Here is a 26,556-nt window from a genome sequence, read left to right on the forward strand (position 1 = left end):
GATCATATGAAAAAGTCGGCTTTGCTTATTGAATTAGAGCACACTCTTCAAGAGAAATTACTTTTCTTGGATGGTGCCATGGGGACGATGGTTCAACTTTATAAGTTGAATGAGGCTGACTACAGAGGCGAACGCTTTAAGAATCACACAAAGGATCTTAAAGGGAATAACGATCTTCTCGTGTTAACGAAACCCGAAGTTATTTACTCTATTCATAAGCAGTACCTTGAATCTGGTGCTGATATCATCGAAACAAACACGTTCAATGGAACAACCATTGCTCAGGCCGATTATGAGTTATCGCATTTGGCATATGAACTCAATGTGGAAGCTGCAAAGCTTGCGAAGAAAGCCTGCCTTGATTTTGAAAACGAAACGGGCAAGCGATGTTTTGTGGCTGGTGCCATTGGACCAACTAATAAAACAGCGTCGTTAAGTCCTGATGTTAATAACCCGGGTTATCGTGCAGTCACTTATGATGAATTGAAGAAAGCTTATAAAGAGCAAGTGCAGGGACTTCTTGACGGCGGAGCAGATATTCTGCTTCCGGAAACGACCTTTGATACTCTTAATCTTAAGGCTGCTCTGTTTGCTATCTCTGAGGTGGAGGAAGAGCGTGGTGAAAAACTTCCTCTGATGTTGTCGGTCACAATTACTGATTTGTCGGGCAGAACTCTTTCCGGTCAAACCGTCGAAGCATTTTGGAACTCCGTTCGTCACTCAAAACCATTAAGCGTTGGGATCAACTGTGCGCTAGGTGCCAAAGAAATGCATCCCTATATTCGAGAGCTGGCGCGAGTCTCTGATTGCTTTGTTTCTTGTTATCCAAATGCCGGTCTTCCGAATCCGCTCAGTCCTACGGGTTACGATGAAACTCCAGAATCCTTGGCTTATCAGCTTGGCTTGATGGCAGACGAAGGCGTTGTTAATATTTTGGGTGGCTGTTGTGGGACAACCCCGGCACACATAAAAACGATATCAGAGGTTCTGAAGAATAGAAAACCACATGCAAAGCCGTTGAATAAAAATCAAGGAATGAAATTGAGCGGTCTTGAGCCCTACAACCTCTCTTGGGATCAGGTGCGCAATTTTGTGATGGTCGGGGAAAGAACGAACGTCACGGGCTCTCCAAAATTCGCAAAGCTCATCAAAGAAGATCGCTTTGAAGAAGCCGTGAGTGTTGCACGAAGCCAGGTTGAAAATGGCGCCAATGTTATCGACATTAACTTCGATGAGGGAATGATCGACGGTCCTCAGGCGATGACGCGTTTCCTGAATCTATTAGCGGCAGAGCCTGACGTCGCTAAGGTTCCAGTGATGGTGGACTCTTCAAAATGGGAAGTCCTTGAGGCGGGACTAAAATGTTTGCAGGGCAAACCTATCGTAAACTCGATCTCCTTAAAAGAAGGAGAAGAAGAGTTTTTACGTCAAGCTCGTCTTCTGCAAAGATACGGAGCTGCTGTTGTTGTCATGGCCTTTGATGAAAAGGGTCAGGCGGTCTCCCGCGAAGATAAGGTCCGTATTTGCGAACGCGCCTACAAACTTCTCACTGAAAAATTAGACTTTGACCCTTGCGATATTATTTTCGACGCCAATATTTTAACCGTCGCGACGGGCATGGAAGAACACAATAACTATGCCGTAGATTTTATTGAGGCTGTATCCGAAATCAAACAAAAATGCCCTGGAGTTTATACGTCCGGGGGCGTATCGAATTTGAGTTTTAGTTTTCGGGGCAACAACAAGGTTCGCGAAGCAATGCATGCCGTCTTCCTTTATCACGCCGTGAAGTCGGGCCTTGATATGGGAATTGTCAATGCCGGGATGCTGGAAGTTTACGAGCAGGTTGATCCGCATTTGCGAACGCTTGTTGAAGATGTTGTATTAAATAAATCAAGCAAAGCTTCAGAAGAACTTCTTCGTGCAGCGGAACAATATAAAGAAGAAAAAGCACAGGCAAAAAATCAAGGAGCTGAAGATTGGCGTAAGCTTTCTTTACAGGAGAGAGTCACTCACGCCCTGGTTAAGGGAATTGACACGCATATTGTTGAAGATGCGGAAGAAGCGCGACAAACCTTAGGTCGTCCTTTGAATGTTATCGAAGGCCCGCTAATGGAGGGAATGAAAGTTGTCGGAGAGCTCTTTGGCTCCGGAAAAATGTTTTTACCTCAGGTGGTCAAAAGTGCCCGTGTTATGAAAAAAGCTGTTGCTTATCTTGAACCTTTTATGGAGGAAGAAAAGAAAGCAAAAACAAGTCTGCAAAGTCAGGGAACTTTTGTCATAGCAACGGTCAAGGGTGACGTTCATGATATTGGTAAAAATATCGTCTCTGTCGTATTGGCTTGCAATGGATACAAAGTGGTTGATTTGGGGGTTATGACTCCCGTCCAAAATATTATGAAATCAATCGAAGAGCACAACGCTGATATGGTGGGATTGAGTGGTCTTATTACGCCGTCTTTAGATGAAATGATTTTCAATTTAGGAGAGTTTCAGCGAGCAGGCCTTAAGATTCCTGTTCTTATCGGTGGAGCGACCACCAGTAAAGTTCATACAGCAGTTAAGCTTGATCCACACTATGAAGGAGTGGTTGCTCACGTTGCCGACGCTTCCTTAGTCGTAGAGGCCTGCAATAAATTATTAAGTCCAAACTCAAAAGAAGCTTACGCGCATGATGTGAAGAAGAAAAATCACGAGATGAGAGAGAGCTATATTAAGTCTCTCAATGAATCTGAATCTTTGAGCTTGAGTGAAGCAAGAAGTAAGAAGTTCAAATGTGATTGGGATAGCGTGGACATTGCAACTCCGTCTAAAACTGGTGTGTTTGATATTCCTGTCACTATTCAAGATGTCGCAGAGTACATTGATTGGAGTCCATTCTTTTGGGCCTGGGAACTTAAGGGAACTTTTCCGAATATATTGAAATCTGAAAAATATGGAGAAGAAGCAGCAAAACTTTATCGTGATGCGCAGGAAATGCTCGGAAAAATTATTAAAGAAAACCGTGTTCGTCCGCAATCTTTAGTGGGAATTTTTGAGGCAAAATCCCAGGAAGATGAGGTCATGGTCTTTAATGAATCCGGCACCGTTATAGAAAAACTTCGTTTTGATAGGCAAACTCGCAAGAAGGTTGCGAACAATGATACCTACTATTGCCTTGCTGATTTTGTAGCGCCAGTTGAGGTCGAGAGACGCGATCATATCGGTATGTTTGTTGTAACAGCAGGCGAGCAGATCGACGAAATTGCCAAAGAGTTTGAAAAGGATAATGACGATTATTCTTCGATTCTTGTGAAAGCCATTGGTGATCGTATAGCGGAAGCGCTGGCAGAATACACTCATAAAAAAGTTCGGGAGCTCTTCGGAATTCAAGAGGATTTGTCTAATGAAGATCTGATTGCTGAAAAGTATCGGGGTATTCGTCCTGCTCCGGGATATCCAGCTTGTCCTGATCATAGTGAAAAGAAAAAGATGTGGAAGTTGCTTGGAGCCGATGAAAGAACTTGTGTGCGCCTGACGGAGAATTTCGCGATGACCCCTCCATCGAGCGTCTCGGGATATTATTTCATGCATCCTGGTGCAAAGTATTTTGCAATATAGAGATAGTAAAAAAGCCTGCCCACTAGATATTTATGTGGTGCAGGCCTTTCGTTGATGCTCAATCGTTTCTAGTAATCCTTCACCAAGCCGCACAACCGGCTCCCACCCAAAAACTCTCTTAAGCTTCGAAATATCAGCCTCTAAATGCATATTTTGATTTACACCGTACGGAATCGCACCGAACTGCAGTTGAGCTTGGGGATCAATCAAGCTTGCGATTTTCAAAACAACGTTCTTAATAGGCTGCGCTTGTCCGCCACCTAAATTATAAAAACCAGATTCTTTCACCTGGGGAGCCATCATGGCAATAAGACGTCCAATATCCTTCGTATGCACGTAATCCCAAACTTGAATGCACTCAGATAGCTTCATCGGTTCTTTTTTCAACAATGTCTTAATAAGTATAGACATTAAAGAACCAGGACGGTCTCCCGGTCCATACGAAGAAAACAATCTTAACCAAGCAAAGTTAATTCCGTGATCTTTGCAGATTTTCTCGCATAAAAGGCCGGTTGCAAGCTTCGTAATGGCATACTTGGTAACTGGAAGAGTGCTCGCAGTTTCGTCAATTTTCTTGTTGTGAATTCCGTACTCAGCTTCAGATCCCATTCCAATAAAATTTTTAACTGAATACTTTTGCGCAAGATTGAGAAGGTCTACGGCTGCTTGCAAATTTACGATTTGTGAATCGTTTCCTTTTTCTGTTTTATCAACACCGATCCACCCTAAATGCACAATTGTATCCGGTTTAAAATTGGCAAAGGCTTCTTCGATTTTTACAATCTCAAGAAGATCGCCTTGAATTGCAATCACATCTTGTTTGAGTTTGCTAGGGTCTCTAGCGAGGCAGGCGACTTGAAGATTTTGTGCTAATAATTCTTGAACTACAAAAGGACCGATGCCTCCAGTAGCTCCTGTTACAAAAACTTTCATTTACCCTCGCTCAATTTCAAATATTCCTGAATCTGTCTTAGGGTCACGGCTTTTAAATTTTCTTTGCTTCTTAAAAACTCGCCATACCAAGCGGCTGTAAAAGAGACAGTTTCATCTGGAGAAAATGTCGGAGTCCAGCCTAAAAATTCCATGGCTTTGCTTGGATCAAGTCGCAAAAGATTCGCTTCATGAAATTTTCCAGAGGCCGGATCAATTTGAAATTCTCCGTGCCCAAGAACTTCAATAAATTTTTTCGTTATATAGAGGACATTGTGTTTGTTCAAAACTCCCTGTGGAGCGAGGTTATAAGGAGTCGAATGCTTCGAAGGATCCAGATGGCAGTGCATTCCAAGAGTTAAATAACCACGAGCAACATCTAAGACGTGTTGCCAAGGACGCACTGCTTGAGGATTACGGAGAATTACCGGACGTTTTTCATCCATTGCTTGGACAATATCAGGAATGATACGATCTTTTGCAAAATCGCCTCCTCCAATAACATTTCCAGCGCGTGCTGAAGCAACTCCTGCACCTGTTTTTTTGAAGTAAGAACGATAATAGGCAGAAATCGCAATTTCAGCCATGGCCTTGCTTGCAGAGTAGGGATCATGGCCGCCTAAGGTCTCAGTTTCTCTGTAAGGCCACAACCATTCCTGATTTTCGTAGCATTTATCACTAGTGATAAAAACACCCGTTTTGACGAAATCTGTTTTTCGCATGATTTCTAAAAGGTGTATGGTTCCCATGGCATTGGATTGAAATGTTTCAACAGGATCTTCGTAAGAGACATTGACGATCGGTTGCGCCGCTAGGTGAAGAACGATTTCTGGTTTTTCAGATTTTATGACGTTTTGAAACTTCTCAAAATCAAGAGTATTTCCTTCATAAGAAGCCATTTCATTTGAAAGTTTCGTCAAATTAAAATGGTTTCCACGATAGTCGATAGGTGCTTTTGAGTAACCAACAACTTTTGCCCCTAGATCCAAAAGCAGCCAACTAAGCCAAGAGCCTTTAAATCCTGTATGTCCAGTAACGAGAACTTTTTTTCCTTTATAGAACGATCTTAAGTCCATTTTATCCAAGGCGCTTTTCCAGTTTTAATAAGTTCTTCAAGCAACATTTTATCGCGAAGGGTATCCATACACTGCCAGAAACCTGAATGCTTATAAGCGTAGAGGTTTTCACTGCGGGCAATTGTCTCTAAAGGTTCTCTTTCCCACATGATTGAATCACCAGCAATGTGTTCAAGAACTTTGTTGGAGAGAACAAAGAATCCGCCGTTGATGTACGTGTGAGTGTTCGCAGGTTTTTCTTTGAATGATGAAATTCTATTGTGGTCATCAAATTCGAGAACCCCATAGCGTTCCGCTGGCTGAACCGCTGTTAGAGTCGCCATTTTTCCGTGCTTCTTGTGGGCTTCAATCAACTCTGTGATGTTGACGTCGCAAACACCATCACCGTAAGTCATGCAAAAATTTTCTTCGTTTTTTAGATGCTCGCGGAGTCTTCTCAATCTTCCACCGGTCATCGTATTTTCACCCGTATCAACAAGCGTGACTTTCCAAGGCTCACTTCTGTTGTTGTGAAAAGAAGCTTCATTTGTCGAAAGGTCGACAGTGAGATCGCTCATGTGTGCGCTGTAATTCAGAAAGAAATCCTTGATCATGTAACCCTTGTAGCCAAGGCAAATGATAAAATCATTAATGCCATGATGAGAGTACATTTTCATAATATGCCAAAGAATAGGTCTTCCACCTATTTCCACCATAGGTTTAGGGCGAAGAGAGGTTTCTTCGCTAAGACGTGTTCCGAGGCCGCCCGCTAAAATAACTGCTTTCATGTCGCTCTTTTCTCTGTTAGAACTAAATAAACTTTTATAAGTTTCGCACTGAAAATCTATAGTTGGGTCTTTTAGCATGTCAAACAGAAAACTAATTAGCGTTGTTACTCCTTGCTTCAATGAAGAAGAAAACGTTCAGGATTGCTATGAAGCGATCAAAAGTCTTTTTGAGACGAAATTGAAGGATTATGACTATGAGCATATTTTCTGCGACAACGCATCAGTGGACAAAACTGTCGAGGAATTAGAGAGAATTGCGGCACAAGACAGTCGTGTGAAAGTGATTGTTAACGCAAATAATTTTGGTTTCCTAAGGTCCATGTTTAACGGAGTTATCAGCTCCGGCGGAGATGCGGTTATTCCAATGATGCCAGCGGATTTACAGGATCCACCGGAGTTAATTCCAACTTTTATTGAATATTGGGAAAAGGGCTACAAGGTAGTTTATGGTCAACGTGACAAAAGGGACGAGTCGTTTCTTATCGAGAATGCCAGAAAGCTCTACTACAAATTTGTGAATCGTTTTTCTAAAGCCAAAATTCCTTTAGATGCGGGAGAATTTCAACTTATCGATCGCAAGGTTGTTGAAGCGCTAAAGCTCTTTGACGACTATGAGCCTTACTTACGTGGTTTGATTGCTCAGTGTGGTTTTAAATCAATTGGTGTTAAGTATTTTATGAAGGCGCGTGAAAAAGGGGAGGCCAAGGGACGCTTAGGTTTGCTCTTTGATCTAGCCTTGAATGGAATTGTGTCTTCAACGACAGTACCTATTCGTGTAGGTCTTATCTTTGGTTTTTTAATGTCATTGTTGAGTCTTGGATATGCCGCCTTCTTGGTAGTTTTATTCTTTGTTAATGGTCGCTCGCACGTAAATCCCGGTATGGCGAGTTTAATGATTGGGCTGTTCCTGTTGAGTGGAATCCAGCTCTTTTTTATCGCTTTGGTCGGAGAGTATGTCGCGTCTATTCACAACCAAGTCAGAAAAGGTCCTTTGGTTGTCGAAGATCGTCGAATCAATTTTTAGTCTGTTGGGGCTGCATTCTTTTGTAGATCCAGTGTTTTTTCAGCGATGGCTCAGGCAATAATTTGTAGGGGCCATAGTTTTTTTCAATGATATTGAAGAATTCTTTATTGCTTTCGTTCACCACGACATACTCGATGTCGAATTTTTGTGCTTCAGCGAAAAGAGCTTCTGCAGTTTGGGGAAGCAGTTGTTTTTCTACGTTGTCGCGATAGTTTATGAAGGACTGAATTCTAAATTTTTCGACTCCTGGAAATATTAGGTCATGCGGTGAAAGAACATTAGAATTTGCTGGAAGTAATTGCGCAACGTTTTCAAGTTCCGCAAAATCCGCATGGGCAATTTCTATATCTTTTCCCCAGAACTTTGAAGTGTCATATCCCCACGAGCCAACTAAGAAAATAGCAACGGCTGTCCACGCCAAGGTGGATCGTTTTTCTGTTAAGAGTTTTTCGAATGACCAAACGGCCAGCAATAATAAAAATGGCAAAGCGTACATCAGATAGTTTGTATTATTGCCGTGAGTAACTTGGGCTACGCAAAGCGAGAGCAAGCCTGTATAGTACAAAACTCTTTTATGTGACTGAATAAGATACTTTCTAGCTGGTATCAAAAGCAACAACAGCATAAGTGAATAGATCATTTCAGGAGGGCTGTGGAAGTAGCGGGAAGTTTCAGAAAACACTCTTAAAAGAGATTCCCAACCATATTTCCCCGTAGCAACATCTCTCCAGTTTGTAAGTTGGAGGTAAAGTTGGTGAAGATCGTCAAAAGACCTTACGTCATAAGTAAAGAAGAAAAGGAGACCCCAAGTGGCAATGACGCCGTAAAAAAATCCGGCCCACCATTTGCGGTTAATCCACAATAGTAGAACGGCGGCGCCCGTGAATACAACTCCGTTGAGATGAGTTGCAATTCCAATTCCGGAAACAAATGCAGAAGCTGCAAGAAGCCATTTCTTTTGTGATTCAAAGTAGGTATCCAGAAGCAGGTAACTTAACAGCCCCCAGAATACCAGATGAGTTTCGGGACGGAATACAAACCCGAGATTCATGGTGTGGAAGAAAGATAAAAACAATGCAAACAAAAGTAGAACGTACTTTTTAGATTCGGAACCTTTTTTATAGATAACCGTTAAAAGGGGAAGGCTTGCAATAATGTAGATGAGGCTTAATGCTTTTAAAGCATAAGGCTTAAAGCCAAACCAATGAATGAGCCAGGCTCCCTGTATATGAAAGAACTTGTGATAGACGAACAGTTGCTTTTCGGCAGTATAGAAGCCCCGCATGGCTTCAGATTTCACATAACCTAATTTGTTCAACCAGAACGAGTACTCGCCAAGCCACACATCATCAATGTGGATGGTTCTATCCCATAGACTTGCGATGAAAATTAAGATCGAGATGCAAAAACAAAGGGCCACGATGCCAGATTTTTTATTGAACATACACGAAGTAGTTTAGAGTTCTGGCGAAAAATATTCCAGTTCTTTGGTGTGTCTTACATCAGTAGCGATGCGGGTTGTCAGGGTTCCGACCTTCGGAAAGCTCCCTAAGCGAGGACTATCTAATCTCTAGGGCAAAGTAGTCTATGTTTTGAACGTTATTTATGCCTCCACATAATTATATGTATAAAAGTATGGATATATGTTAAAAACTATTATTGTTCGAGGGTCTTTTGAGTGGGGTGAGGAAAAAGAAGAGGCCAATGTACGAAAGCATGGCGTAGATTTTTCGACCGCAAGATTTGTTTTTAAAGACCCGAATAGAATTTTTATTTTTGATGAATTGCATAGTCAGTTTGAATCTAGATACTTCTGCATTGGTAAGGTAAATGGCGATGTATTGACGGTAAGGTTTCGAGTTCACCATAAAAGAATAAGAATCTATGCAGCTGGATGCTGGAGAAAATGGAAAAAGTATTATGAAAAAGAAATCAGCAAAAAGAAAACTTGAAAGTGAAATGCCTGTGGGAAAAGTGACTCGCGTAGATGATTTTTTGCCTCCTCCAGAGGTACTTTTTGCCACTGATGATCGAGTTAAGATCACAATTGAAATAGAAGGATCCACTCTCGATTTTTTTAAAGAACAGGCTGATAAAACAGGAAACAAATACCAACGTTTAATGCGTCAGGTGCTAAAGCAATATGCGAAAAAATATAGTGCGTGAGATTTTTGTTTGTTAAAACCTCACCCGAACCCCAATCCCCACATCCAAATCAACATCCGTCTTTGGCACTAAATCCATCGCCAAAGACACCTCACCAAAAATCTCAACATTGGGATTATGAAAATTATAAAGAAGCCCTAGGGGAGCACGAGGCCCCAAAGCAATCTCACCATCGTGCTTACCGCCGTTAATGCTAATCAAGCGAACACCAAGCCCGTAATATAACTCGATAGGTCCTTCCGTAGTCGCAAAGGAGCGCGCCCGATCCCAAAGATAAGTCGCATGCACATGCAAGCCTTCGTAGTGCCCCGTCGAGTAAGCAAGAGCACCTTCTAGCGAGTGCTGGCCATCCATGCCCAGTCTTCCAGAGATCCCCGTGGGATCACCGATGACAGCCCCCAAGGCGGCCTCAGCATGAGCGTGTTGAATTCCAAGAAGAGAAAGTAACAAAATGAATATCAAGAAAAGCTTCGTCATGAAGTTCCTCCGCTGTTTGATTATGCCAAGAGCTATCATGGATGCCAGATTTTCTTGTTGGCATGTTTCAAACCGAGTTCTGTTGTCGAAAGCTTAGTCAAAATACACAAGATTAAAGTTGGAATTTCCAGCAAACTTCAATGTGATAAATCACTTGATTTACACATAATTTACATATATACATATGAATGTTTTCTTCTGGGTATCCATGGCGCCTGTTTGACGTTGACAAAAATGTACATTTTTTGTACTTTTTCATTAGGAGGTCTTATGGAGTCTACTGGTGGAACTGAATTTAGAGCTAATTTGAAAGAATGGCTTGATATGGCTGATACTGAAGTTGTGAAAGTAAATCGCCCAGGTGGAAAATCAGTGGTGATTTTAAATGCTGAAGCTTATGAGCGCCTAATGCTTGAGTTAGTCGAACTGCGTGGTGTTCATAAGGGTTTGCTAGCAGTTGCAGAAGGCCGTGTTGTTCGTGGAGCTGATGTCGGAAATTCACTTTCTACTACAATGAGTAAAGCAAAGGCAGCAGCCAGAGCTAAGCATAAAAAGGTGGCTGCGGGGTGAAAATTCCTCCCTATACTGAAGTTCTAACTGAATCTTTTCGAGAAGATTTTGCTGTCGTTGGTGAGTACATTATCGACTCGAATGTTGAAGCTGGTAATGACGTGGAATTCGCAATTGAAAAAGCTGAACAGTTTGAAAAGGAAGTTAGGGATTTGATCAAAGATCTTACTCTTTTCCCCGAGCAGGGCACGATTAAGGCGACGTCTGCTGTTCGTGGAAAGCCTGTTTATGATGGTCGTTATTCGATTAGATGGGTTGTTAATCACGATGCTCGTGAGGTTTCTTTGATCGCAATACACGATAATGAAAGACCTAAAGAGCTACGCTACGGGCAAGCAATGTCTGATGTTTAAAAGAACTCGCGTATCATGTAGTTTATCTTAAGTACTTGGCAGAAAATGATCTTATGTATGTGCACTTCGAGATGAACGTTCCTAATACGCAAACTCGTACTGGACACAGTGACGTTTTTAAATTTGTTGCGAAGGCTGATAAAACTAAAATTATTGGCTATGAAATTGAAAATGCATCTAGGAATCTTAAATATATTTTGACGGACTTGAATTTGAACAGCAAACAAAAGTTGGCAATTTGTCTTTACTTTATCCGCGAGAGAGAAGGAAAGTCTCAAAAGGATTTTGCTGCTGATCTTAATATTTCAGAGAGTACATATAAAAGCTTGGAAAGAGCTGAGCACAATATTAGCTTTGATACCCTTGATGGTATTTTTGGTAAATTTCCAAATGAGCCCATTTTGGAAAATGTTTTCCATAAAGTCGGTTAAAATGAAAAAGAAAACTCCCAAAGCAAAAAATAAATTCTCAAACTTAAAAGACAGAAAATCTTTTTACAAATGCGACCCAAAAGATTTGTTTAAAAATGATTGGCTCAAAGAGTGGAAGCCATTCATCTCTGCTTAATAACCAACTCTTTATACCCCGTATGCCCATCCTGCTCACGGGTGAACGTCAAATCCTGATTCTCCAACAACATAATCTCAGCCGTTGTGTGAATCTCAGACCCATCCATCAAGTGACCACCGATCACCGCACCCTCAAAGTTCGCAACAGAGATATGCAAATGCACACCGCCGGTGCCTACGGTGCCAGTTAAAGAAACAATCTCAAACGGTCCTTGAAATTCAACAACGTCTTTGCCTCCCGACAGGCGAATGTGGGCCTTTGTTAGGCTCCCAACGGAACTGACAACGCAGGCCGCGTGGAGGTGATGCAATTGGCAATAATAAAGGAGCTCTTTTTTGAGGTCTTGTCCCGGTCTCAAACGGAAACAGTGGCTTGTCACAGAGCTAGTATAAGGTTGAGTCGCCATAAGAAAACCCCTTTTTATTGACAGAAATCGAACACAGTTTGCTTTGCTCCTCTGACGGAGAGGAGTATCATAGATGAACGGCCACCTCTCACCAGAATGGGCACATTTATGAAAGTATATTCTGATATCACGAAGACGATTGGTCAAACCCCCTTGGTTGAAATGCAAAGAATCGGGAAGGGGCTGCCAGGAAAGTTACTTCTTAAGCTTGAATTTTTTAATCCCTTAGCTTCCGTCAAAGACCGTATCGGACTTGCGATGATCGAAGACGCTGAGCGCACAGGCAAACTAAAACCCGGAATGCAAATCATCGAACCTACGAGTGGCAACACGGGGATCGCGCTAGCATTCGTGGCCGCAGCAAAAGGTTATCAAATCACTCTGACAATGCCAGAGACAATGTCGCAAGAGCGCAGAACTTTGCTCTTAATGTTGGGAGCAAAAATCATTCTAACTCCAGGGCCTCTTGGAATGAAGGGGGCTATCGCAAAAGCCATGGAGCTGATGGATAAAACTCCGAACGCATGGATGGCAGGGCAGTTCGATAATGCTGCTAATCCAGCAATTCATAAAGAAACCACAGCAATGGAAATTTGGAACGACACTGATGGCAAAGTGGACATGGTCATTAGTGGCGTAGGTACTTCAGGAACCATCACAGGTGTTGGACAATTTTTAAAAGCGAAAAAACCAAGCGTAAAAATGATTGCAGTAGAGCCAACAGAAAGCCCTGTGCTCTCGGGAGGAAAACCAGGTCCCCACAAAATCCAAGGCCTCGGTGCGGGATTTATTCCAAGTGTGATGGATCGCTCCGTTGTTGATGGGGTAGAGCAAGTTTCTTCCGAAGAGTCGATGAAGATGGCCCGTGAAGTGATAAAAACCGAAGGCATTCCTGTAGGAATTTCTTCGGGAGCCGCAATCACTGCAGGCCTAAGACAAGCCTCACGTGAAGAAAATCGCGGCAAGTGGATCGTGGTGATTATTCCAAGTACAACTGAACGTTATCTTTCAACGCTGCTCGCAGAACAAGAGCGCCAAGAAGCGCAAGGTTTGCAAGTAGCCACAGTGGATGAAACCTATTTAAGCAAGGTGAAGTAAGTAAAATGGTTCCTTATATCGTACCTGCGAAAGAAAAAGTCTTACTCAAGATCGGCGAGAGCGAGCTTATCGCTCCCTCTGTCGCTCCGTCGGAGTTTGATATCTTCGTTTGGAATGTCTATAAGGGACAAAAAGCCCACATCTTTGAAAATGACTTTAGACGACTCGGAGAAGGAAAAGATTTTATCCTTCTTCAAGAGGCGATCCTAGATCAGCGCATGCCAAAACTTTGGAAAGAAAATTTCTCCTCTTACGAATGGCATTTGGCGCAGAGTTTTCACTATAAAAAAGATCTTTCAAGTACAGGCGTGGCAATCGGTTCTAAGCTTCGTCCCGAAGCTGTGGATTTTATTCGCGCAAAAACCAGAGAGTTCTTTTGGCTAACACCGAAGCTCACACTTTTTAACGAATATGATTTCGCAGGCACGAAAGCTTTATTCGTGTGCACGCACGTCTTGAACTTCGTGACGTTGGGAGCATTCACAAACTCCCTCTACGAAATTGCAGAGAAGATTTCTGAATTCAAGGGACCTATCGTATTAGCTGGAGATTTCAATACCTGGAATTTCAAACGCTACATGATCATGAAAAGTATTTTTAGAGATTTAAATCTAGAACACTTAGATCTCGACGACGACGGCCGTGTTCTTAAGCTCGATCATGTCTTCGTAAGAGGATTTGACGTAGTTAAGGCCCGAGTGCATCACACAGTAGTGAGCTCGGACCATTTTCCCCTAGAAATTCGTCTTAAGCTCGCATAAGTATAATAAGTATTGTTTACTAAGCTGGTGAAAATGAGAAACAATTTAATTGAAGATTATATTGCAAGAGCCCAAATTCGAATTGGCTCAGTGGAGTATTTGTTTAAGAAAAAATCTTGGTCTGACGTTATTGTGGAATCCAATAAAGTTGTAGATCTCGCTTTGCGATCATTATTGCTAGAGTGTCAAATCGACGTATTTGGTATTCACGATGTTTCCGGAATTCTTACGCAAGAAGAAAATAAATTGCCTAAAGAAATAAAAAAGGATCTCGAAAAAATTTGTGATATTTCACGAAGTCTTCGTCGAGATCGTGAGCTAGCATATTATGGTAGCGAAGATCTTACGCCTTCCGAATTTTATAAAGAAAAAGATGCAAAGGAAGCTCTCGAGTCTGCAAAGTATATTGTAAAGAGGATTTCATCTGCTCTTGAAAGTCATTCTTCAAGTAATTTAACCTCGACCGGAGAAAAGTGGAAAGCTGACGAAGATTAAATTTGAGGACTGAGTTCCCGCGCCCACTTCCAAAGCTGATCAGGAGACAATCCCGGAGTGCCTTCCAACTTCCAGTAACTTTTCGGCCAGACTTGTTTGTTAAACTTCATCGGATGTGTCGGAACTCCCAAAAGTTTTCCAATCAGTTCCGTGCAGTAAAACGCATCGTCACTCCACGAATACCAAAAATCAAAAGGACGACCCATGTAAGGTTTTACTTGGGACAAATGCACATCCATCGGGATCTCAACAATATCAGCGACAACACCACGGTGTTGCAGGTCTTCCCAAGAAACAATCGCGACACCTTCGCCTGGATAGGCGTTGAGCCACTTATCACCAATCTCATCAAATTGAATGGCTGTGTGAGAAAATCTTCCGCCTGGTTCGTATTGCACAAGCTCGCCGTTGCGATCATAAAGCTCTAAAAAAGCAATGCGCGATTTTGCAAAAGCAGGGGAGCTTAAAGAAAGAAAAAGAAATGCAAAAGAAAGCCATGTTTTCATACCCATGGCATACTTTTAAAGGTCTATGAAGGCAAGAAATAGCGCCGGGTTATTTTTTAGAAGCTTTGTGTGTAAGCCAAAGGGTAGGAGATTTTACAAGAGTCACAAGTTCTCCTCCTAAAGCCGCACCAAAAAGCCACAAAAGGCCCGCTTCAAAAGTCACTTCGTGGCTGACAAGAGCTAAGCCGCCCAAAGAGACTAAAGCCAGTGTTGAGATGCTTAAAACGCGCGAACGCAAAATCATCAACCATTCGTCACGTTTTAAAATCATTCGCGCTATCAAGAATGAAATCGAAAGATAAAGAGCACCACAGAAGACGTTACAGAACTGAGGACTGATCTTCATAAAGTAATGCATCAATCCGCCGCCATCAAAAAAGAGCTGCACACCAAACTGCGAACAGCTCATCAAAGTTACGAGTGAACCCAGCAAATGTGCAAAACCCAACTTCGTCGCCACAGTCCACGCAGAAGGAAGTTCGTTTTGCAATTGCTCATGAATCTTAGAAAGAACAAAAGAGGAACCAGCAGCGTCTGCCGGATCATTCACAAAAGACTCAAAATCTTTTTTAATGTCTTTCATATTATTCCTCCTTCTGCTTCAGCTTACGAGCCTGCGGCTCTGCAGCTCTGCCCGGCGCAAGCCGGTTGCGTAACAAACGCAAACTGCGACTCACGATTTGACGAATATTGCTTTCGGACTCTTTCAAAATTTCCGCAATTTCGTTGTACTCAAGCTCATCCAAATAACGAAGCTTCATCACTTCTTGCTCGCGGGGTTTAAGCTCATTAAGCAAGGCCTGAGCTTCATCCTTCGTCTCTAATATAGGAGCGGCCCCGTCGGTTTGTGACAACGAATCATCCCACTCGGCAAAATCCTTAATTTCGCGATTTCTATAGTCTTTAAGCTCACTGCGCGTGATGACGTAGATCCAGGCTAAGGCCGAATGGCGAGGGTCGTAGAGATGTTTTTTACGGTGAAGCTGCATAAATACAATCTGCAATAAATCTTCCGCGCGCTCCGTCGGAAGACCGCGACGGTGGGCGTAGCTTAGAATACGACCAGAGTGTCTCAAATAAAGATGGTCCAAGGCCTTATATTCGCCCTCGGACAATTTAATGAGTAACTCTTCGTCTGTTAGATCTTGCAGATTTTTTTTCATCCGTTTGTCACAACCAAGTTGGCTTCATCCTAATGATAGTTAAAGGCGCGCACAACAAGGAAATGAGAATATGAATAAATTGATACTTGGAATTTTAGTACTTATATGTGGTGCCGTCACAGCCAATGCACATCCGGTTTCTTTTCAAGGAGCCGTGTCACTCATGTCTTATAATAAAGAAAAAGAGAACGAGCTTTTACTGACGTACTCTTTTGATCGTCAGTGGGCTGTCGGTCTTAATTATTTTAAAATGGAAAATTTTGAATTCACAATTCCGCGAATCAACTTTCTTGCGAAACGTTGGAACAACGATGACTCGCAGGGAAATATTTATTTAAGTGCGGGTTACGGAAGTGACAGATCTTATGACGAAATCAAAGGTGTCGCTCTAGGATCCGTCGAAGCCGATTGGGAATCTCGCAAGTACTATACATCCATTCAGTATAATAAATTTTTTCGACAGGACTCTGATAAAGCAGATCGTACAGATTATGAACACATTAAAGGACGACTCGGCGTCGCCCCTTACTTGGCAGAGTTTAGTGAACTCAACACATGGCTCATTGTTCAATTCGACAAAGAAAATGACAAGGCTATTGAGACAACTCAATTCATTCGCATGTTCTATAAAAACGCAATGATCGAACTTGGCGCCACTATAGGCGGAGGCTGGGCATTTAATTATATGGTGCACTTTTAAGCGACGGCAGTCGGCAGAGTGGAGCGCGCCACGCGCGGGAACTGAAGCATTACAAGGAGTAACTATGAAAAAACTAATTCTCTCTTTAACAATTCTCTTCGCAACAACAACGTCTTTCGCAGCAGAAGTTGAAACCGTCGGAGTCAAAGGCATGGTGTGCTCTTTCTGCGCTCAAGGCATCACGAAAAAATTTAAAGAGCAGCCAGAAATTGCAAACGTCGATGTGAGCCTTGAAAACAAATTCGTAAAGCTCACGTACAAAGACGGGCAGAAGATGACTCACGAAAAAATCCAAACTCTTTTAAAAGAGGCAGGATATGAAGCTAGCTTCAACAAATAAGTTCTTTACGTTTCTCACTCTGTTTAGTTCAACGGGCACACTGATCTGTTGTGCTCTACCAGCTTTACTCGTAAGCCTTGGCATGGGAGCCGTTCTTGCGGGCCTTGCCGGAAATGTTCCAGGTCTAATTTGGATTTCCGAAAATAAGCTCACAGTTTTTGTGTTCGCCGGAATCATGTTGTCATTAAATGGATTTCTTCTTTGGAGAAACCGCAACGCTCCGTGTCCCATTGACCCGAAACTCAGAGATGCCTGTATTTCAGGCAGAAAGTTCTCTTCTCGCGTCTATATTCTATCAGTTCTTGTTTTCCTCACCGGATTTTTCTTCGCGTTCATCGCTCCTAAGATCTTTTAATGCGGCGCACTTCGATTGAAGTGCCTCGTACTCCAGATTGACTAATTGCAATGAAGACAGGTATCTCTAAGCCTTCGTAATTTAAACGAGAAATCAAACATGGAGTGCAACAATGTTTAGTGAATCTTTGCTAATTTCTCCGGCGATTGCTGGGGTGGTTGGTTTGGTCGTTGCCCTGGCTTTGTACCTTCGCGTGAAGGCGCAACCATCTGGTAACGAGACAATGAATCGCATCGCGGGCTACGTTCGTGAAGGCGCAATGGCTTTCCTTGTGCGTGAGTACAAGGTTTTGACTGTCTACGCAATCGTCGTAGGCTTGGCTCTTTGGTACGCTCTAGGCGGAATCGCAGCGGGATCTTTCATCCTTGGCGCATTCTTGTCTTTGCTAGCGGGCTTCTTCGGTATGAAAGCCGCTACATACGCAAACGTTCGTACATCTCAAGCAGCAACGACTGGTTCTAAAGCAGCGGCTTTGCTAGTCGCTCTTGATGGTGGAGCTGTGATGGGTTTGTCCGTTGCAGGTCTTGGCTTGATCGGTCTTGGCGCACTTTACATGTGCTTCAAAGGCACTGAGCACGTTGGAACTATTCTTCACTCTTTCGCAGTGGGCGCTTCTTCTATCGCTCTTTTTGCTCGTATCGGTGGTGGTATCTATACTAAAGCCGCTGACGTTGGTGCGGATATCGCGGGTAAAGTCGTAGAGAACATTCCTGAAGACGATCCTCGTAACCCAGGTGTTATCGCAGATAACGTGGGTGATAACGTTGGTGACGTTGCAGGTATGGGTGCTGACATTTATGAATCGATGGTTGCAGCGATCGTTTCTGCAATGGCGATTGCTTTGACAATCCCAGCAGAAAAATTGACGTCACTAGTAACTGGTGGAGACGCAGAAGCAGCTCGCACAGCGGGTGTGACTTTGCCATTGTTGCTTTCAACTTTGGGTCTTGTGATCTCTATCATCGTGATCTTCGCAGCGCGCGTTTTCAAAAATGGAAAACCTGCGACAGTTCTTCGTAACGCTTTGATCGTTCCACCGATTCTTTTGACAATCGCGTCTTTCATCGTGATGCCAATGTTCGGTATCAGCCAATCTGTGACTGTTGCTTTGGCAGCGGGTGCATTTGGTGGAGCTTTGATCGGTCTTATCACTGAGTACTACACAGCGGCTCGTCCAATCCGTCTTGTTGCTGAAGCAGCATTGACTGGTGCGGGTACTGGTGTGATCCGTGGTTTGGCGGTAGGTATGGAATCAACTGCAATCCCAATGTTGATCGTTGTTGGTGCAGCTTACATCGCGGACCACGCTTTGGGTCTTTACGGCATCGCTATCGCAGCCGTTGGTATGTTGGCAGGTACTGCAGTTGTTATGACTGTAGATGCTTACGGCCCTATTGCTGACAACGCGGGTGGTATCTCTGAGATGTCGGGTCTTGGTAAAAACGTTCGTGACATCACTGACGAACTAGATGCCGTTGGTAACACAACAGCAGCTATCGGTAAGGGTTTCGCGATCGGTTCTGCGATCTTGACAGTTCTTGCTCTATTCTCTGCATTCAACATGGAAGTAAACCACGTTCGTACGCAAGCAGGTTTGGCAGCAATGTCTTTGGATCTTACTTCTTCTGGCGTTTTGATCGGTATCTTGATCGGTTCAATCCTTCCGTTCCTAGTTGGTTCAACAACTATGACTGCGGTTGGTAAAGCAGCTCAAAAAATCGTTGTTGAAATCGCTCGTCAATTCAAAGAAATCCCAGGTCTTCGTGAAGGTAAAGCGGAACCACAACCAGCTAAGATCGTAGACATCGCAACTCAAGCGGCTTTGTTCGAAATGATCTTGCCAGGTATGATCGCTATCCTTGCTCCAGTAGCAGTTGGCTTCATCTTGGGCCCTCAAGCTCTTGCAGGTCTTCTTGCAGGTGGTTTGGCAGTGGGTGCGACATTGTCTCTTTACATGGCAAACGCCGGTGGAGCATGGGACAACGCTAAGAAATTCATCGAAAAAGGTGGATTGCCAGGTCATCCAAAAGGTTCTGACGCTCACAAAGCAGCTGTCGTTGGTGACACTGTCGGTGACCCGTTCAAAGATACTTCAGGTCCTGGTATCGCGATCTTGATCAAAGTTATGTCTGTCGTATCTTTGTTGATCGCTCAATTGATCGCGACTATCTAGTCGGCGGACAACTTCCGCGTGGCTGAAGCTCCGCGGAAGCGGGCAGTGCCGGAGCGCCGGATGGCGCGCAGGCTGGAGCAGCTTCTAAATCAAAACATAATAAAACCCATAGCCTCGGCTATGGGTTTTTTATTTTTACTCTCTTAACTTGGTATTCCATCAACATCTGTAATAAACAAGACCAAGACGAGAGACCAAAGTGTTCAAATCTCTATGACAAGTAACACTCACATATCTTTAAATATGTTTTATGAGAAGAACACATCAGGTACTTTCAGGAATATTTTTTTCTCTTATCCTCACGTCGTGCGGAGATCTTTCTTACAATCTCTCGTCTTCAGAGCAAATCTGGATTCCTGAAGAAATGTACTACCAAACAGACGGCACGTGTGAAAACGGGGACTTGGTTTTCAAAGTTCTTCAAGCTTCGGGCATTATGCTTTGGACCGATCCACAAAATGTTTTAGTAGGGCAGTCAGAACTTTATCTCAATAAAAACGGAACTTACGACGTTCGTTATCGTGAATTTACAAATACCGTCGACACAGCGGTGTTCGATACGGAGTTTTCAGGCCGCTACCAAGTGGATTCAGCAACGGGCGAAATTTCATTTGAAAATTTAGGTTCAGGCCATGTGATTACAAGACAAGGTCGATACTATTTGGACTTCACGTATTCCGTGAATATCAACTCAACGAACTTAAGCGGGAAGAGAATCCGCTTTCGTCTAACGGATGCTCTTCGCGGTTTCAATACCGATAGATCTCAGTATTGCAATTACTAACTAACCCTTCGCTGTTAGAACCCAAATTCCAACAAGAATGAACAACGTTCCAGAAACGTATTTCATAATTTGTGGATTCAGAAGAGTTCCTAAGAAACGACCAAAGATAACACCTAACGCACCCGCTAGACCCAATGCCAAAACAACGGCAATCATCACTGTTAAAGTGGATTTAGACTGTGAAGAGGCAGCGAGAGCCGCAAACTGTGTCTTGTCGCCCATCTCTGCCAAAAAAATAGTGATGAAAGTGCTCGCAAAAATCTTCCAATCCATACGCGGTCCTTTAGAATGATAGTGTCAATTGAATGTCTATTGATAAAGTTTGCGACGAAGGAAGGCAAATTGAAAAGTCGATTTATTGCCGCCATGGATCTTTTGCAAGAAGAGGCCTCGCGAGGGGATCTCACTTTGCACCGGATTTTTCAGCTTCTCGGGGAAGAGGGGCACGCCATGCTTATGCTTTTCCTTTGTCTGCCATTCATGCAGCCGATTCCTATTCCAGGACTCTCCACCCCGCTAGGACTTCTGGTCGCCATCGTGGCATTTTTTTTGTACCTCAATCGTCCACCGTGGCTTCCAAAGAAATTTGAAAATCTCAAGATTTCATCGGACGTTCTTTTAAAAGTTTCTGAGTTGGCGGAGAAAATCTGGAAACATGCTTCCAAAATAATAAAACAGCGCATGATTTTTCTGCACGACCATTGGTTCTTTCGTATTTTGAATCTGATTGTGGTCGTGGTGAATGCATTCCTTTTAGCGTTGCCGTTACCTATACCTTTTTCCAATACCGTGCCTGTGATTGCTATCGTTCTGAGTGCCATCGGTTATATGGAAAAGGACGGAGTTTTTATCCTTTTTAGCTACCTCTGGTGTCTTATAGTTGCATCCTTCTTTGCAACTTTAACCATGGGGGCGATTCACTTTACTTAGGTCTTAATGAGACCAGACCTCGAGAACTTTGTATCCTGAAATAAGCTATGACTACAATAAAGTCTCCTAGGAGGAAAACAACATGGGAAGACTGATTGTAGTTTGTGCGTTGGTTTTAGGTTTTGGTTCCTTGTCGATGGCTCACGAAGAGGGGCCTTGCGCGAAAGATCGCGAAACGTTGTGCGCAGGTGTCGAGCATGGTGGCGGAGCGATTGCAAAGTGCATGAAAGAAAACAAAGACAAAGTGTCTGGCGAATGTAAAGCCCACATGGAAAAAATGAAGGGGCACATGAAGGAAATGAAAGAGGCTTGTCATGATGACGTAGAAAAATTCTGCGCAGACGTGAAACCTGGTAAAGGTCACATGATGAAGTGCATGAAAGAACATAAAGAAGAACTTTCTGCTTCTTGCAAAGAGGAAGTGGCCAGCGCAAAAGAAATGCGCAAGAAAGCTAGAAAAGGACACTGATCGTTTTCATGAGAGAAAAGAGTTTACGCTTAAGTCTATTTGACGCCTTTCTTTGCTCTCTCATGATTGGAGCCGGCGAGACCTACTTGCCGGCTTATTCATTATCCATCGGCATGGGTGAAATCTTTGCCGGAGTTTTATCAACTCTTCCGATTGTGAGCGGCGCCTTCTTACAACTTCTCACTCCACGCGGCTTACAAAGAGTTCAATCTCACAAGCATTGGGTTGTCGCTTCAACAACTCTGCAAGCTTTGACATTCATTCCGTTAATTTATTTCTCCGCGACGCGGGCTCCGAATTTTTGGACACTGTTTTTTATTTTAACTCTGTATTGGGGATCGGGGTTTGCAGCAGGGCCTGCATGGAACTATTGGATGGGACGCCTGGTGCAAGTCGAAGAGGGGAATCGTTATTTCTCCAAACGTTCCCGAGTTTCGCAAATCGGTATTCTAATCGGTCTTATCGGTGGGGGAGTCGCCCTTCACAATAAAGTGGAAATCGGACCTTTCTCGTCTGTTTTCACAATGCTCTTCATTTTTGCTTTTGGTTGCCGTCTGATTTCTTCATTTATTTTATCGTCGCAGTATTTTGATCCGAAGTGGACTCGTGAGCCGAAACTGGGTTTTAGGGCTTCTTGGAAAGTCTTCTGGGCCAACACTTCAAAACGTCGCTTTTTCTTTTTCTTAGCGCCATTTCAAGCGGCTGTGTTTGTTTCGTCTCCCTTTGTGACTCCTTATATGCTGGCGCAAATAAAGATGGATTACGGCACATACATGACAGCCATTGGGATTCTCTTTGTGGGGAAAATTTTAGCGCTCAGCTTGATTGATCGTTTTCGCGGGAATACATCGGGATTTAGTTTGTTAGTGCTCGGAGCGGGAGCCATTGTTCCGCTGCCAGCAATGTGGGCTGTGAGCAGTAATTCTGTATTTATTTTTGCTTTGCAATTTGTAAGTGGTTTAGCGTGGGCCTTTGTGGAAGTCGGACTTTCGTTGATCTTCTTTAAGGATTTAAAGCAAGAAGAGAAGGTTCCCGTTCTCACTGTTTACAATTTATTAAATTCTCTGGCGATTATTTTAGGAACTTATATCGGTGGGAAATTCTTGTGGTTCTTTGGAGAGAAAATCACAAGTTATTACATGGTCTTTGTTTTAGGTTCCGTTGCAAGATTTGCCGGATTTTTGCCGCTTTACTTTTACGTTAAAACGCAGATGGGAACGTTATCAGAATCTACCGTTCAAGAGACAGAAAAAGCGTCTTAAAATTGCGGTGAATGTCTTTGTCTGAATAAGGATCGTCTTGGTTTTGTAGATCTTCTTCGCTATATCCAGAAAAAATCTTTTCCACTAAAACTTGAGTTTCATTTAAAGAGAAAATAGCTCGCCACGTTCGGTAAGCAATTACAAAACTGTCCCCATCAGCCTTCACACGTTTCTTTTTCGAATTCGTAGGTTCATATTCCAACTGATGTTGTAAAAAACTTTTAAGCTGAGAAACTCCGCGAGATTCCAAAAAATCCAATTGCTCAAGAGCCTTCTCAGAAAATCCCACAGAGTGCTTTGTTGAATCTTGCAACCAAAGAGGTTCCACACCTGGAAATGAATCCGCATAAGCCACATAAGGCTTAATATCCAAAATCGGACTGCCATCTAAAAGATCGGCCCCCGCTACATAGATTTTTAGTTTTTCAATACGCAGAACTTTCACACAGCTCATCCCAATGGAATTGGGACGGTAAGGGGAGCGAGTCGCAAACACACCGATCTTGGTATCTCGCCCGCGCGGAGGCAGCACCATCGGGTTCCAATGCGGATTGTGATGGAAACTAAAAATAACCCAAATGCGCTCGCAACCATCAAGACCCGTCAGAGCTTGTTCGAAATTATGGCCAGTCTCAAGTTCAATCACACCTTCAGAATGAAACTCATCAGGTTGCCTGCCAGCCTCATAGGGCTGCACTTGATTGCTATGAAAAACACCAATCGGCGCGAAAGTTATTTCTTTTGACGCCATTGTCGCATCCATTCAAATCCAGCAATTGCTGCTGTTACTCCCACGTTCAAGGAATTCTTTCGTCCGCGCAAAGGCACAATACGAACTTCATCAATCACTTTTAAAATTTCAGGATCAAGACCGAAGCGTTCATTTCCCAAAACAAAGGCTGTTGCTTCCGTTTCAAAAGGCTCATAAAGGTCCACGGCACTCGCCGCAGTTTCAAGAGCGACAATGCGGTAGCCTTCGTCCTTAAGCTCTTCAAGGCATTCTAAAAGCTTCGGAGCTTCTTCCCAAGAAAGATACTCTTGAGTTCCCATGGCAGTCTTTTCAACTTTCCACTGAGTTGGATTTGGAGTGTAACCACAAAGATAAATTTTCTCAGCGCCCAGGCATTCAGCGGTTCTAAAGATCGAGCCCACGTTAAAAGCCGATCGAATATTATCCAAAACAAAAACTAAAGGCAGGCGTTCTTCCGCCGTTTCGTTTTTATCATTTTCAATAATCAGAAAATCATCGTCTTGCAGATTTTTATGCAGAAGACGTTCAAAGGGAATCGCAAAGCTTACAAAATGTTTTAAAGTCATCTCAGGAGTCAGATGTTTTTCCAACTCCGCAAGACGTGAAACATCAGGATTATCAAAAATTTTAAGAGCTTTGATTTTGTCTTTAAGACTTTGTAGGGCAGGAGATGAAAATTCACTCGACTTCTCAAGCTCTAAAAAGAGCCTATGAATTTCCTCAAGCGATTTTTTCTCCTGCGGTGAAAGAGTCATTACTTCACTCGTTGGCCGACTTGAGCCCCTTCATCTGCAGAAAGAACAAATAAGTCACTGCCACCAGAGCCCGCTGCCAAAATCATACCTTCAGACATTCCGAATTTCATTTTGCGTGGTTTTAAATTCACACAAACCAAAACCTTACGTCCCAAAAGTTGTTCAGGCTTATAAGCCGCTTTAATGCCAGAAATGATCTGACGAATTTCGCCTTGGCCGATGTCCACTTTCAAGCGAAGAAGCTTGTCCGCTTCTTTGATTTCTTCCGCTTCAACAACTTGACCAATACGCAAATCGACTTTCTCAAAATCAGGGAATTCGATTTCAGCAGGCTTGTCGGAAGGAGCCGTCGCCTTTGGAGCTGCTCCAGCCTGCGCGCCCTTCGGCGCTCCGGCACTGCCCGCGAGTGCGGCCTTCGCAGCTTGAATTTCTTCATTGATCTTACGACTTTCTTCAACCATCGCTTTGACTTTGTCAGCCTCTACGCGAGTGGCAAGATGTTCGTAGTCGTTGATAGGGCGATTCTTAAGAACCGTTTGAATATCCGACCATTGATAATCTTTTTCGCCCAAAAGCTTCGACACTTTTTCTGTGTAGAAAGGAAGAACAGGCTTCAAATAAATCGCAAGCAGTCTAAACATATTCAAAGTGGTCGTGATAACTTGCTTAGTTCCTGCAGGATCAGCTTCCAATGTCTTCCATGGAGCCTTTTCATCAAAGTATTTATTCGCATCATCGGCCAAAGAACGAATTTCATTGATCGCTTTTGCAAAATCGCGAGCTTCATAATGAGCAGCTATGCTTTCGGCTGTTTTCTGAGCGTGAGCGATTAGTTTTGCACCTTCCGCATCAGGTTCACTCATTATGCCGTCCATTTTTTTCTTAAGCATTTGGCCACCGCGAGATCCCAAGTTTGTGATCTTACCCACAAGCTCGGAGTTCACACGATTGACGAAATCCTCAAGATTCAAATCGATATCATCCACCGAACTATTCAATTTCGTTGAATAGTAGTAGCGCAGATACTCAGGATTCAAATGGTTCAAATAAGTGCGAGCCGCAATAAATGTCCCTTTAGATTTAGACATTTTCTCGCCATTCACCATCAAGTGACCGTGAACGAAAACTTGATTGGGTGATCTGAACTCAGCCGCTTTTAAGAAAGCTGGCCAGAAGATCGTATGAAAGCGCGCAATGTCTTTACCGATAAAGTGATACACTTCACGGCTTGGATCTTGCCATACGTCTTTCAACGTCTTGCCATTCTTTTTTGCCCACTGTTCTGTCGTGGACATATATCCCATCGGAGCATCCACCCAAACATAGAAGAATTTTTTATTGTTCGTACCTGGGATCGCAAAGCCAAAGTAAGGCTCATCACGAGAGATATCCAGATCATGAAGATCTTCGTTAAACCACTCGAGCATCTTTTTAGAAATTTCAGGAGAGCAATGCTGAGGGATCCACTCTTCAAGATATTTTTTAAAGTCATTCAGCTTAAAGAAAATACTTTCACTGTCTTTAAGAACCGGAGTCGTTCCACACAAAGAGCAATGAACGTCTTTCATGTCGCTTGGTGAATAAGTCGAACCGCACACGTCGCAAGAATCACCGTACTGTTCTTTCGCGCCACACTTAGGGCACGTGCCTTTCACAAAACGATCAGGAAGGAACATTTTGTCGTGGTTACAGTAAAGCTGCTGAATTTTTTGCGTACGTGTGTGACCGCCTTCGACCATTTTTTGGTAGAAGAATTCACAAAGAGCTTTGTTCTCTGGGGAGTTCGTTGAACCGTACAAAGAAAACTCAACTTGGAAGTCCGCAAAATCCTTCGTGTGCTCTTCATAGCTTTTCGCAATCAAAGCTTCTGGCGTGATACCCATCTCACGAGCTTTCACCATGATCGGAGTTCCATGCGTGTCATCAGCACAGATGTAAACGCACTCATTACCTCTCATTCGTTGAAAACGTGCCCAGAAGTCAGCTTGAAGGTATTCCACCAAGTGACCCAAATGGATGTATCCATTGGCGTAGGGGAGAGCACAAGTCATGAGGATTTTACGGTTTTGATTCAT

Annotated in this window: 31 protein-coding genes; 18 read left to right on the forward strand and 13 right to left on the reverse strand. The window is 43.2% G+C overall.

Annotation, left to right across the window (positions count from 1 at the left end; all coding sequences use genetic code 11):
* Positions 1–6: 6 nt before the first annotated feature.
* A complete protein-coding gene (gene metH, locus ACLSSO_RS07825) occupies positions 7–3,600 on the forward strand; it encodes a methionine synthase (protein WP_413944589.1) in 3,594 nt (1,197 codons plus the stop codon).
* A gap of 30 nt (positions 3,601–3,630) precedes the next feature.
* Here the strand turns inward: metH and ACLSSO_RS07830 are convergent, their stop codons facing one another.
* From ACLSSO_RS07830 to rfbF, 3 genes are read right to left on the reverse strand one after another with little or no spacing between them, the layout of a single operon-like run.
* Entirely contained in the window at positions 3,631–4,533 is a 903-nt protein-coding gene (locus tag ACLSSO_RS07830) for an NAD-dependent epimerase/dehydratase family protein (RefSeq protein ID WP_413944590.1), read from the reverse strand.
* Positions 4,530–5,606 carry a CDP-glucose 4,6-dehydratase gene (gene rfbG, locus ACLSSO_RS07835; RefSeq protein WP_413944815.1) on the reverse strand — a complete coding sequence of 359 codons (1,077 nt, stop codon included), beginning with the start codon at positions 5,604–5,606 and terminating at the stop codon, positions 4,530–4,532. The genes ACLSSO_RS07830 and rfbG overlap by 4 nt, the downstream gene beginning before the upstream one ends.
* Positions 5,597–6,373 carry a glucose-1-phosphate cytidylyltransferase gene (gene rfbF, locus ACLSSO_RS07840; RefSeq protein ID WP_413944591.1) on the reverse strand — a complete coding sequence of 259 codons (777 nt, stop codon included), beginning with the start codon at positions 6,371–6,373 and terminating at the stop codon, positions 5,597–5,599. Before rfbF ends, rfbG begins: the two co-directional genes overlap by 10 nt.
* 76 nt (positions 6,374–6,449) lie before the next feature.
* Between rfbF and ACLSSO_RS07845 the strand changes: the two genes are divergently transcribed.
* On the forward strand, positions 6,450–7,397 hold the full coding sequence (locus ACLSSO_RS07845) for a glycosyltransferase family 2 protein (protein ID WP_413944592.1): 948 nt from the start codon (positions 6,450–6,452) through the stop codon (positions 7,395–7,397).
* On the opposite strand, the gene ACLSSO_RS07850 is transcribed toward ACLSSO_RS07845, so the two are convergent.
* Positions 7,387–8,697 (reverse strand): hypothetical protein, encoded by a 1,311-nt coding sequence (locus ACLSSO_RS07850; protein ID WP_413944593.1) that lies wholly within the window; start codon positions 8,695–8,697, stop codon positions 7,387–7,389. The genes ACLSSO_RS07845 and ACLSSO_RS07850 overlap by 11 nt on opposite strands.
* A gap of 343 nt (positions 8,698–9,040) precedes the next feature.
* Between ACLSSO_RS07850 and ACLSSO_RS07855 the strand changes: the two genes are divergently transcribed.
* Complete coding sequence (locus ACLSSO_RS07855) at positions 9,041–9,349, forward strand: BrnT family toxin (RefSeq protein ID WP_413944594.1); 309 nt, start codon at positions 9,041–9,043, stop codon at positions 9,347–9,349.
* Entirely contained in the window at positions 9,318–9,563 is a 246-nt protein-coding gene (locus ACLSSO_RS07860) for a CopG family transcriptional regulator (protein ID WP_413944595.1), read from the forward strand. The genes ACLSSO_RS07855 and ACLSSO_RS07860 overlap by 32 nt, the downstream gene beginning before the upstream one ends.
* 12 nt (positions 9,564–9,575) lie before the next feature.
* On the opposite strand, the gene ACLSSO_RS07865 is transcribed toward ACLSSO_RS07860, so the two are convergent.
* Positions 9,576–10,040 (reverse strand): hypothetical protein, encoded by a 465-nt coding sequence (locus ACLSSO_RS07865; RefSeq protein WP_413944596.1) that lies wholly within the window; start codon positions 10,038–10,040, stop codon positions 9,576–9,578.
* Positions 10,041–10,310: 270 nt separating this feature from the next.
* Here ACLSSO_RS07865 and ACLSSO_RS07870 point away from each other — a divergent pair, with 270 nt between their 5' ends.
* The 3 genes from ACLSSO_RS07870 (at position 10,311) to ACLSSO_RS07880 (ending at position 11,394) form a co-directional block, all read left to right on the forward strand.
* Positions 10,311–10,610 (forward strand): type II toxin-antitoxin system Phd/YefM family antitoxin, encoded by a 300-nt coding sequence (locus ACLSSO_RS07870; RefSeq protein ID WP_413944597.1) that lies wholly within the window; start codon positions 10,311–10,313, stop codon positions 10,608–10,610.
* A complete protein-coding gene (locus ACLSSO_RS07875) occupies positions 10,607–10,963 on the forward strand; it encodes a hypothetical protein (RefSeq protein ID WP_413944598.1) in 357 nt (118 codons plus the stop codon). The genes ACLSSO_RS07870 and ACLSSO_RS07875 overlap by 4 nt, the downstream gene beginning before the upstream one ends.
* Before the next feature lie 71 nt (positions 10,964–11,034).
* Complete coding sequence (locus ACLSSO_RS07880) at positions 11,035–11,394, forward strand: helix-turn-helix domain-containing protein (RefSeq protein WP_413944599.1); 360 nt, start codon at positions 11,035–11,037, stop codon at positions 11,392–11,394.
* A gap of 122 nt (positions 11,395–11,516) precedes the next feature.
* Here the strand turns inward: ACLSSO_RS07880 and ACLSSO_RS07885 are convergent, their stop codons facing one another.
* Positions 11,517–11,939 carry a PPC domain-containing DNA-binding protein gene (locus ACLSSO_RS07885; protein WP_413944600.1) on the reverse strand — a complete coding sequence of 141 codons (423 nt, stop codon included), beginning with the start codon at positions 11,937–11,939 and terminating at the stop codon, positions 11,517–11,519.
* Positions 11,940–12,047: 108 nt separating this feature from the next.
* On the opposite strand from ACLSSO_RS07885, the gene cysK reads away from it, so the two are divergent.
* The 3 genes from cysK to ACLSSO_RS07900 are packed head-to-tail and all read left to right on the forward strand — an operon-like array spanning position 12,048 to position 14,293.
* The gene (cysK, locus tag ACLSSO_RS07890) at positions 12,048–13,037 is read left to right on the forward strand and encodes a cysteine synthase A (RefSeq protein WP_413944601.1); all 990 of its coding nucleotides are present in this window, start codon (positions 12,048–12,050) and stop codon (positions 13,035–13,037) included.
* Positions 13,038–13,042: 5 nt separating this feature from the next.
* Complete coding sequence (locus ACLSSO_RS07895; protein ID WP_413944602.1) at positions 13,043–13,798, forward strand: endonuclease/exonuclease/phosphatase family protein; 756 nt, start codon at positions 13,043–13,045, stop codon at positions 13,796–13,798.
* A 33-nt stretch (positions 13,799–13,831) separates the two neighbouring features.
* Positions 13,832–14,293, forward strand: coding sequence for a HEPN domain-containing protein (locus ACLSSO_RS07900; protein WP_413944603.1), 462 nt, complete (start codon positions 13,832–13,834; stop codon positions 14,291–14,293).
* Here ACLSSO_RS07900 and ACLSSO_RS07905 read toward each other — a convergent pair.
* Genes ACLSSO_RS07905 through ACLSSO_RS07915 form a run of 3 tightly spaced genes read right to left on the reverse strand, consistent with a single transcriptional unit; the run spans position 14,290 to position 15,962 of the window.
* A complete protein-coding gene (locus ACLSSO_RS07905) occupies positions 14,290–14,805 on the reverse strand; it encodes a hypothetical protein (RefSeq protein WP_413944604.1) in 516 nt (171 codons plus the stop codon). The genes ACLSSO_RS07900 and ACLSSO_RS07905 overlap by 4 nt on opposite strands.
* 43 nt (positions 14,806–14,848) lie before the next feature.
* Positions 14,849–15,382 carry a hypothetical protein gene (locus tag ACLSSO_RS07910; protein WP_413944605.1) on the reverse strand — a complete coding sequence of 178 codons (534 nt, stop codon included), beginning with the start codon at positions 15,380–15,382 and terminating at the stop codon, positions 14,849–14,851.
* A 1-nt stretch (position 15,383) separates the two neighbouring features.
* A complete protein-coding gene (locus ACLSSO_RS07915) occupies positions 15,384–15,962 on the reverse strand; it encodes an RNA polymerase sigma factor (RefSeq protein WP_413944606.1) in 579 nt (192 codons plus the stop codon).
* 70 nt (positions 15,963–16,032) lie between these two features.
* Here ACLSSO_RS07915 and ACLSSO_RS07920 point away from each other — a divergent pair, with 70 nt between their 5' ends.
* The 5 genes from ACLSSO_RS07920 (at position 16,033) to ACLSSO_RS07940 (ending at position 20,314) form a co-directional block, all read left to right on the forward strand.
* Positions 16,033–16,662: a hypothetical protein gene (locus tag ACLSSO_RS07920; RefSeq protein ID WP_295903218.1), complete on the forward strand. Its 630-nt coding sequence runs from the start codon at positions 16,033–16,035 to the stop codon at positions 16,660–16,662.
* Between the two features lie 64 nt (positions 16,663–16,726).
* On the forward strand, positions 16,727–17,002 hold the full coding sequence (locus ACLSSO_RS07925; RefSeq protein WP_413944607.1) for a heavy-metal-associated domain-containing protein: 276 nt from the start codon (positions 16,727–16,729) through the stop codon (positions 17,000–17,002).
* Positions 16,980–17,357, forward strand: a complete 378-nt coding sequence (locus ACLSSO_RS07930; protein WP_413944608.1) for a hypothetical protein — start codon at positions 16,980–16,982, stop codon at positions 17,355–17,357. Before ACLSSO_RS07925 ends, ACLSSO_RS07930 begins: the two co-directional genes overlap by 23 nt.
* A gap of 112 nt (positions 17,358–17,469) precedes the next feature.
* Complete coding sequence (locus ACLSSO_RS07935; protein ID WP_413944609.1) at positions 17,470–19,530, forward strand: sodium-translocating pyrophosphatase; 2,061 nt, start codon at positions 17,470–17,472, stop codon at positions 19,528–19,530.
* Between the two features lie 250 nt (positions 19,531–19,780).
* Positions 19,781–20,314: a hypothetical protein gene (locus ACLSSO_RS07940; RefSeq protein ID WP_413944610.1), complete on the forward strand. Its 534-nt coding sequence runs from the start codon at positions 19,781–19,783 to the stop codon at positions 20,312–20,314.
* On the opposite strand, the gene ACLSSO_RS07945 is transcribed toward ACLSSO_RS07940, so the two are convergent.
* Positions 20,315–20,587 carry a TMEM165/GDT1 family protein gene (locus ACLSSO_RS07945; RefSeq protein ID WP_295905328.1) on the reverse strand — a complete coding sequence of 91 codons (273 nt, stop codon included), beginning with the start codon at positions 20,585–20,587 and terminating at the stop codon, positions 20,315–20,317. It abuts the gene before it with no gap.
* A gap of 69 nt (positions 20,588–20,656) precedes the next feature.
* Between ACLSSO_RS07945 and ACLSSO_RS07950 the strand changes: the two genes are divergently transcribed.
* The 3 genes from ACLSSO_RS07950 to ACLSSO_RS07960 all read left to right on the forward strand — a co-directional run bounded on the left by ACLSSO_RS07950 (position 20,657) and on the right by ACLSSO_RS07960 (position 22,975).
* Complete coding sequence (locus ACLSSO_RS07950; RefSeq protein WP_295905330.1) at positions 20,657–21,244, forward strand: exopolysaccharide biosynthesis protein; 588 nt, start codon at positions 20,657–20,659, stop codon at positions 21,242–21,244.
* An 82-nt stretch (positions 21,245–21,326) separates the two neighbouring features.
* Positions 21,327–21,713, forward strand: a complete 387-nt coding sequence (locus tag ACLSSO_RS07955) for a cysteine rich repeat-containing protein (RefSeq protein ID WP_295905332.1) — start codon at positions 21,327–21,329, stop codon at positions 21,711–21,713.
* Positions 21,714–21,721: 8 nt separating this feature from the next.
* Positions 21,722–22,975, forward strand: a complete 1,254-nt coding sequence (locus ACLSSO_RS07960) for an MFS transporter (RefSeq protein ID WP_413944611.1) — start codon at positions 21,722–21,724, stop codon at positions 22,973–22,975.
* Here ACLSSO_RS07960 and tsaA read toward each other — a convergent pair.
* Genes tsaA through metG form a run of 3 tightly spaced genes read right to left on the reverse strand, consistent with a single transcriptional unit; the run spans position 22,944 to position 26,556 of the window.
* On the reverse strand, positions 22,944–23,726 hold the full coding sequence (gene tsaA, locus ACLSSO_RS07965; protein WP_413944612.1) for a tRNA (N6-threonylcarbamoyladenosine(37)-N6)-methyltransferase TrmO: 783 nt from the start codon (positions 23,724–23,726) through the stop codon (positions 22,944–22,946). The two genes, ACLSSO_RS07960 and tsaA, sit on opposite strands and share 32 nt — an antisense overlap.
* Complete coding sequence (locus tag ACLSSO_RS07970; protein ID WP_413944613.1) at positions 23,708–24,481, reverse strand: RNA methyltransferase; 774 nt, start codon at positions 24,479–24,481, stop codon at positions 23,708–23,710. The genes tsaA and ACLSSO_RS07970 overlap by 19 nt, the downstream gene beginning before the upstream one ends.
* Positions 24,481–26,556, reverse strand: a complete 2,076-nt coding sequence (gene metG, locus ACLSSO_RS07975) for a methionine--tRNA ligase (protein ID WP_413944614.1) — start codon at positions 26,554–26,556, stop codon at positions 24,481–24,483. The genes ACLSSO_RS07970 and metG overlap by 1 nt, the downstream gene beginning before the upstream one ends.

The organism is Bdellovibrio sp. HCB-162 (genome assembly GCF_047344985.1).
Lineage (GTDB): Bacteria > Bdellovibrionota > Bdellovibrionia > Bdellovibrionales > Bdellovibrionaceae > Bdellovibrio.

Bases quoted from the DNA above. Each gene is read 5' to 3' on its own strand.
- ACLSSO_RS07855 (WP_413944594.1), top strand. From the start codon at position 9,041: ATGTTAAAAACTATTATTGTTCGAGGGTCTTTTGAGTGGGGTGAGGAA.
- ACLSSO_RS07920 (WP_295903218.1), top strand. From the start codon at position 16,033: ATGAATAAATTGATACTTGGAATTTTAGTACTTATATGTGGTGCCGTC.
- ACLSSO_RS07945 (WP_295905328.1), bottom strand. From the start codon at position 20,587: ATGGATTGGAAGATTTTTGCGAGCACTTTCATCACTATTTTTTTGGCA.
- ACLSSO_RS07885 (WP_413944600.1), bottom strand. From the start codon at position 11,939: ATGGCGACTCAACCTTATACTAGCTCTGTGACAAGCCACTGTTTCCGT.
- rfbF (WP_413944591.1), bottom strand. From the start codon at position 6,373: ATGAAAGCAGTTATTTTAGCGGGCGGCCTCGGAACACGTCTTAGCGAA.
- ACLSSO_RS07970 (WP_413944613.1), bottom strand. From the start codon at position 24,481: ATGACTCTTTCACCGCAGGAGAAAAAATCGCTTGAGGAAATTCATAGG.
- ACLSSO_RS07895 (WP_413944602.1), top strand. From the start codon at position 13,043: ATGGTTCCTTATATCGTACCTGCGAAAGAAAAAGTCTTACTCAAGATC.
- ACLSSO_RS07905 (WP_413944604.1), bottom strand. From the start codon at position 14,805: ATGGGTATGAAAACATGGCTTTCTTTTGCATTTCTTTTTCTTTCTTTA.
- ACLSSO_RS07960 (WP_413944611.1), top strand. From the start codon at position 21,722: ATGAGAGAAAAGAGTTTACGCTTAAGTCTATTTGACGCCTTTCTTTGC.
- tsaA (WP_413944612.1), bottom strand. From the start codon at position 23,726: ATGGCGTCAAAAGAAATAACTTTCGCGCCGATTGGTGTTTTTCATAGC.
- ACLSSO_RS07830 (WP_413944590.1), bottom strand. From the start codon at position 4,533: ATGAAAGTTTTTGTAACAGGAGCTACTGGAGGCATCGGTCCTTTTGTA.
- ACLSSO_RS07880 (WP_413944599.1), top strand. From the start codon at position 11,035: ATGAACGTTCCTAATACGCAAACTCGTACTGGACACAGTGACGTTTTT.
- ACLSSO_RS07910 (WP_413944605.1), bottom strand. From the start codon at position 15,382: ATGAAAGACATTAAAAAAGATTTTGAGTCTTTTGTGAATGATCCGGCA.
- ACLSSO_RS07955 (WP_295905332.1), top strand. From the start codon at position 21,327: ATGGGAAGACTGATTGTAGTTTGTGCGTTGGTTTTAGGTTTTGGTTCC.
- ACLSSO_RS07845 (WP_413944592.1), top strand. From the start codon at position 6,450: ATGTCAAACAGAAAACTAATTAGCGTTGTTACTCCTTGCTTCAATGAA.
- rfbG (WP_413944815.1), bottom strand. From the start codon at position 5,606: ATGGACTTAAGATCGTTCTATAAAGGAAAAAAAGTTCTCGTTACTGGA.
- ACLSSO_RS07860 (WP_413944595.1), top strand. From the start codon at position 9,318: ATGAAAAAGAAATCAGCAAAAAGAAAACTTGAAAGTGAAATGCCTGTG.
- ACLSSO_RS07935 (WP_413944609.1), top strand. From the start codon at position 17,470: ATGTTTAGTGAATCTTTGCTAATTTCTCCGGCGATTGCTGGGGTGGTT.
- ACLSSO_RS07940 (WP_413944610.1), top strand. From the start codon at position 19,781: ATGAGAAGAACACATCAGGTACTTTCAGGAATATTTTTTTCTCTTATC.
- metH (WP_413944589.1), top strand. From the start codon at position 7: ATGAAAAAGTCGGCTTTGCTTATTGAATTAGAGCACACTCTTCAAGAG.
- cysK (WP_413944601.1), top strand. From the start codon at position 12,048: ATGAAAGTATATTCTGATATCACGAAGACGATTGGTCAAACCCCCTTG.
- ACLSSO_RS07865 (WP_413944596.1), bottom strand. From the start codon at position 10,040: ATGACGAAGCTTTTCTTGATATTCATTTTGTTACTTTCTCTTCTTGGA.
- ACLSSO_RS07900 (WP_413944603.1), top strand. From the start codon at position 13,832: ATGAGAAACAATTTAATTGAAGATTATATTGCAAGAGCCCAAATTCGA.
- ACLSSO_RS07925 (WP_413944607.1), top strand. From the start codon at position 16,727: ATGAAAAAACTAATTCTCTCTTTAACAATTCTCTTCGCAACAACAACG.
- ACLSSO_RS07930 (WP_413944608.1), top strand. From the start codon at position 16,980: ATGAAGCTAGCTTCAACAAATAAGTTCTTTACGTTTCTCACTCTGTTT.
- ACLSSO_RS07870 (WP_413944597.1), top strand. From the start codon at position 10,311: ATGGAGTCTACTGGTGGAACTGAATTTAGAGCTAATTTGAAAGAATGG.
- ACLSSO_RS07915 (WP_413944606.1), bottom strand. From the start codon at position 15,962: ATGAAAAAAAATCTGCAAGATCTAACAGACGAAGAGTTACTCATTAAA.
- metG (WP_413944614.1), bottom strand. From the start codon at position 26,556: ATGAATCAAAACCGTAAAATCCTCATGACTTGTGCTCTCCCCTACGCC.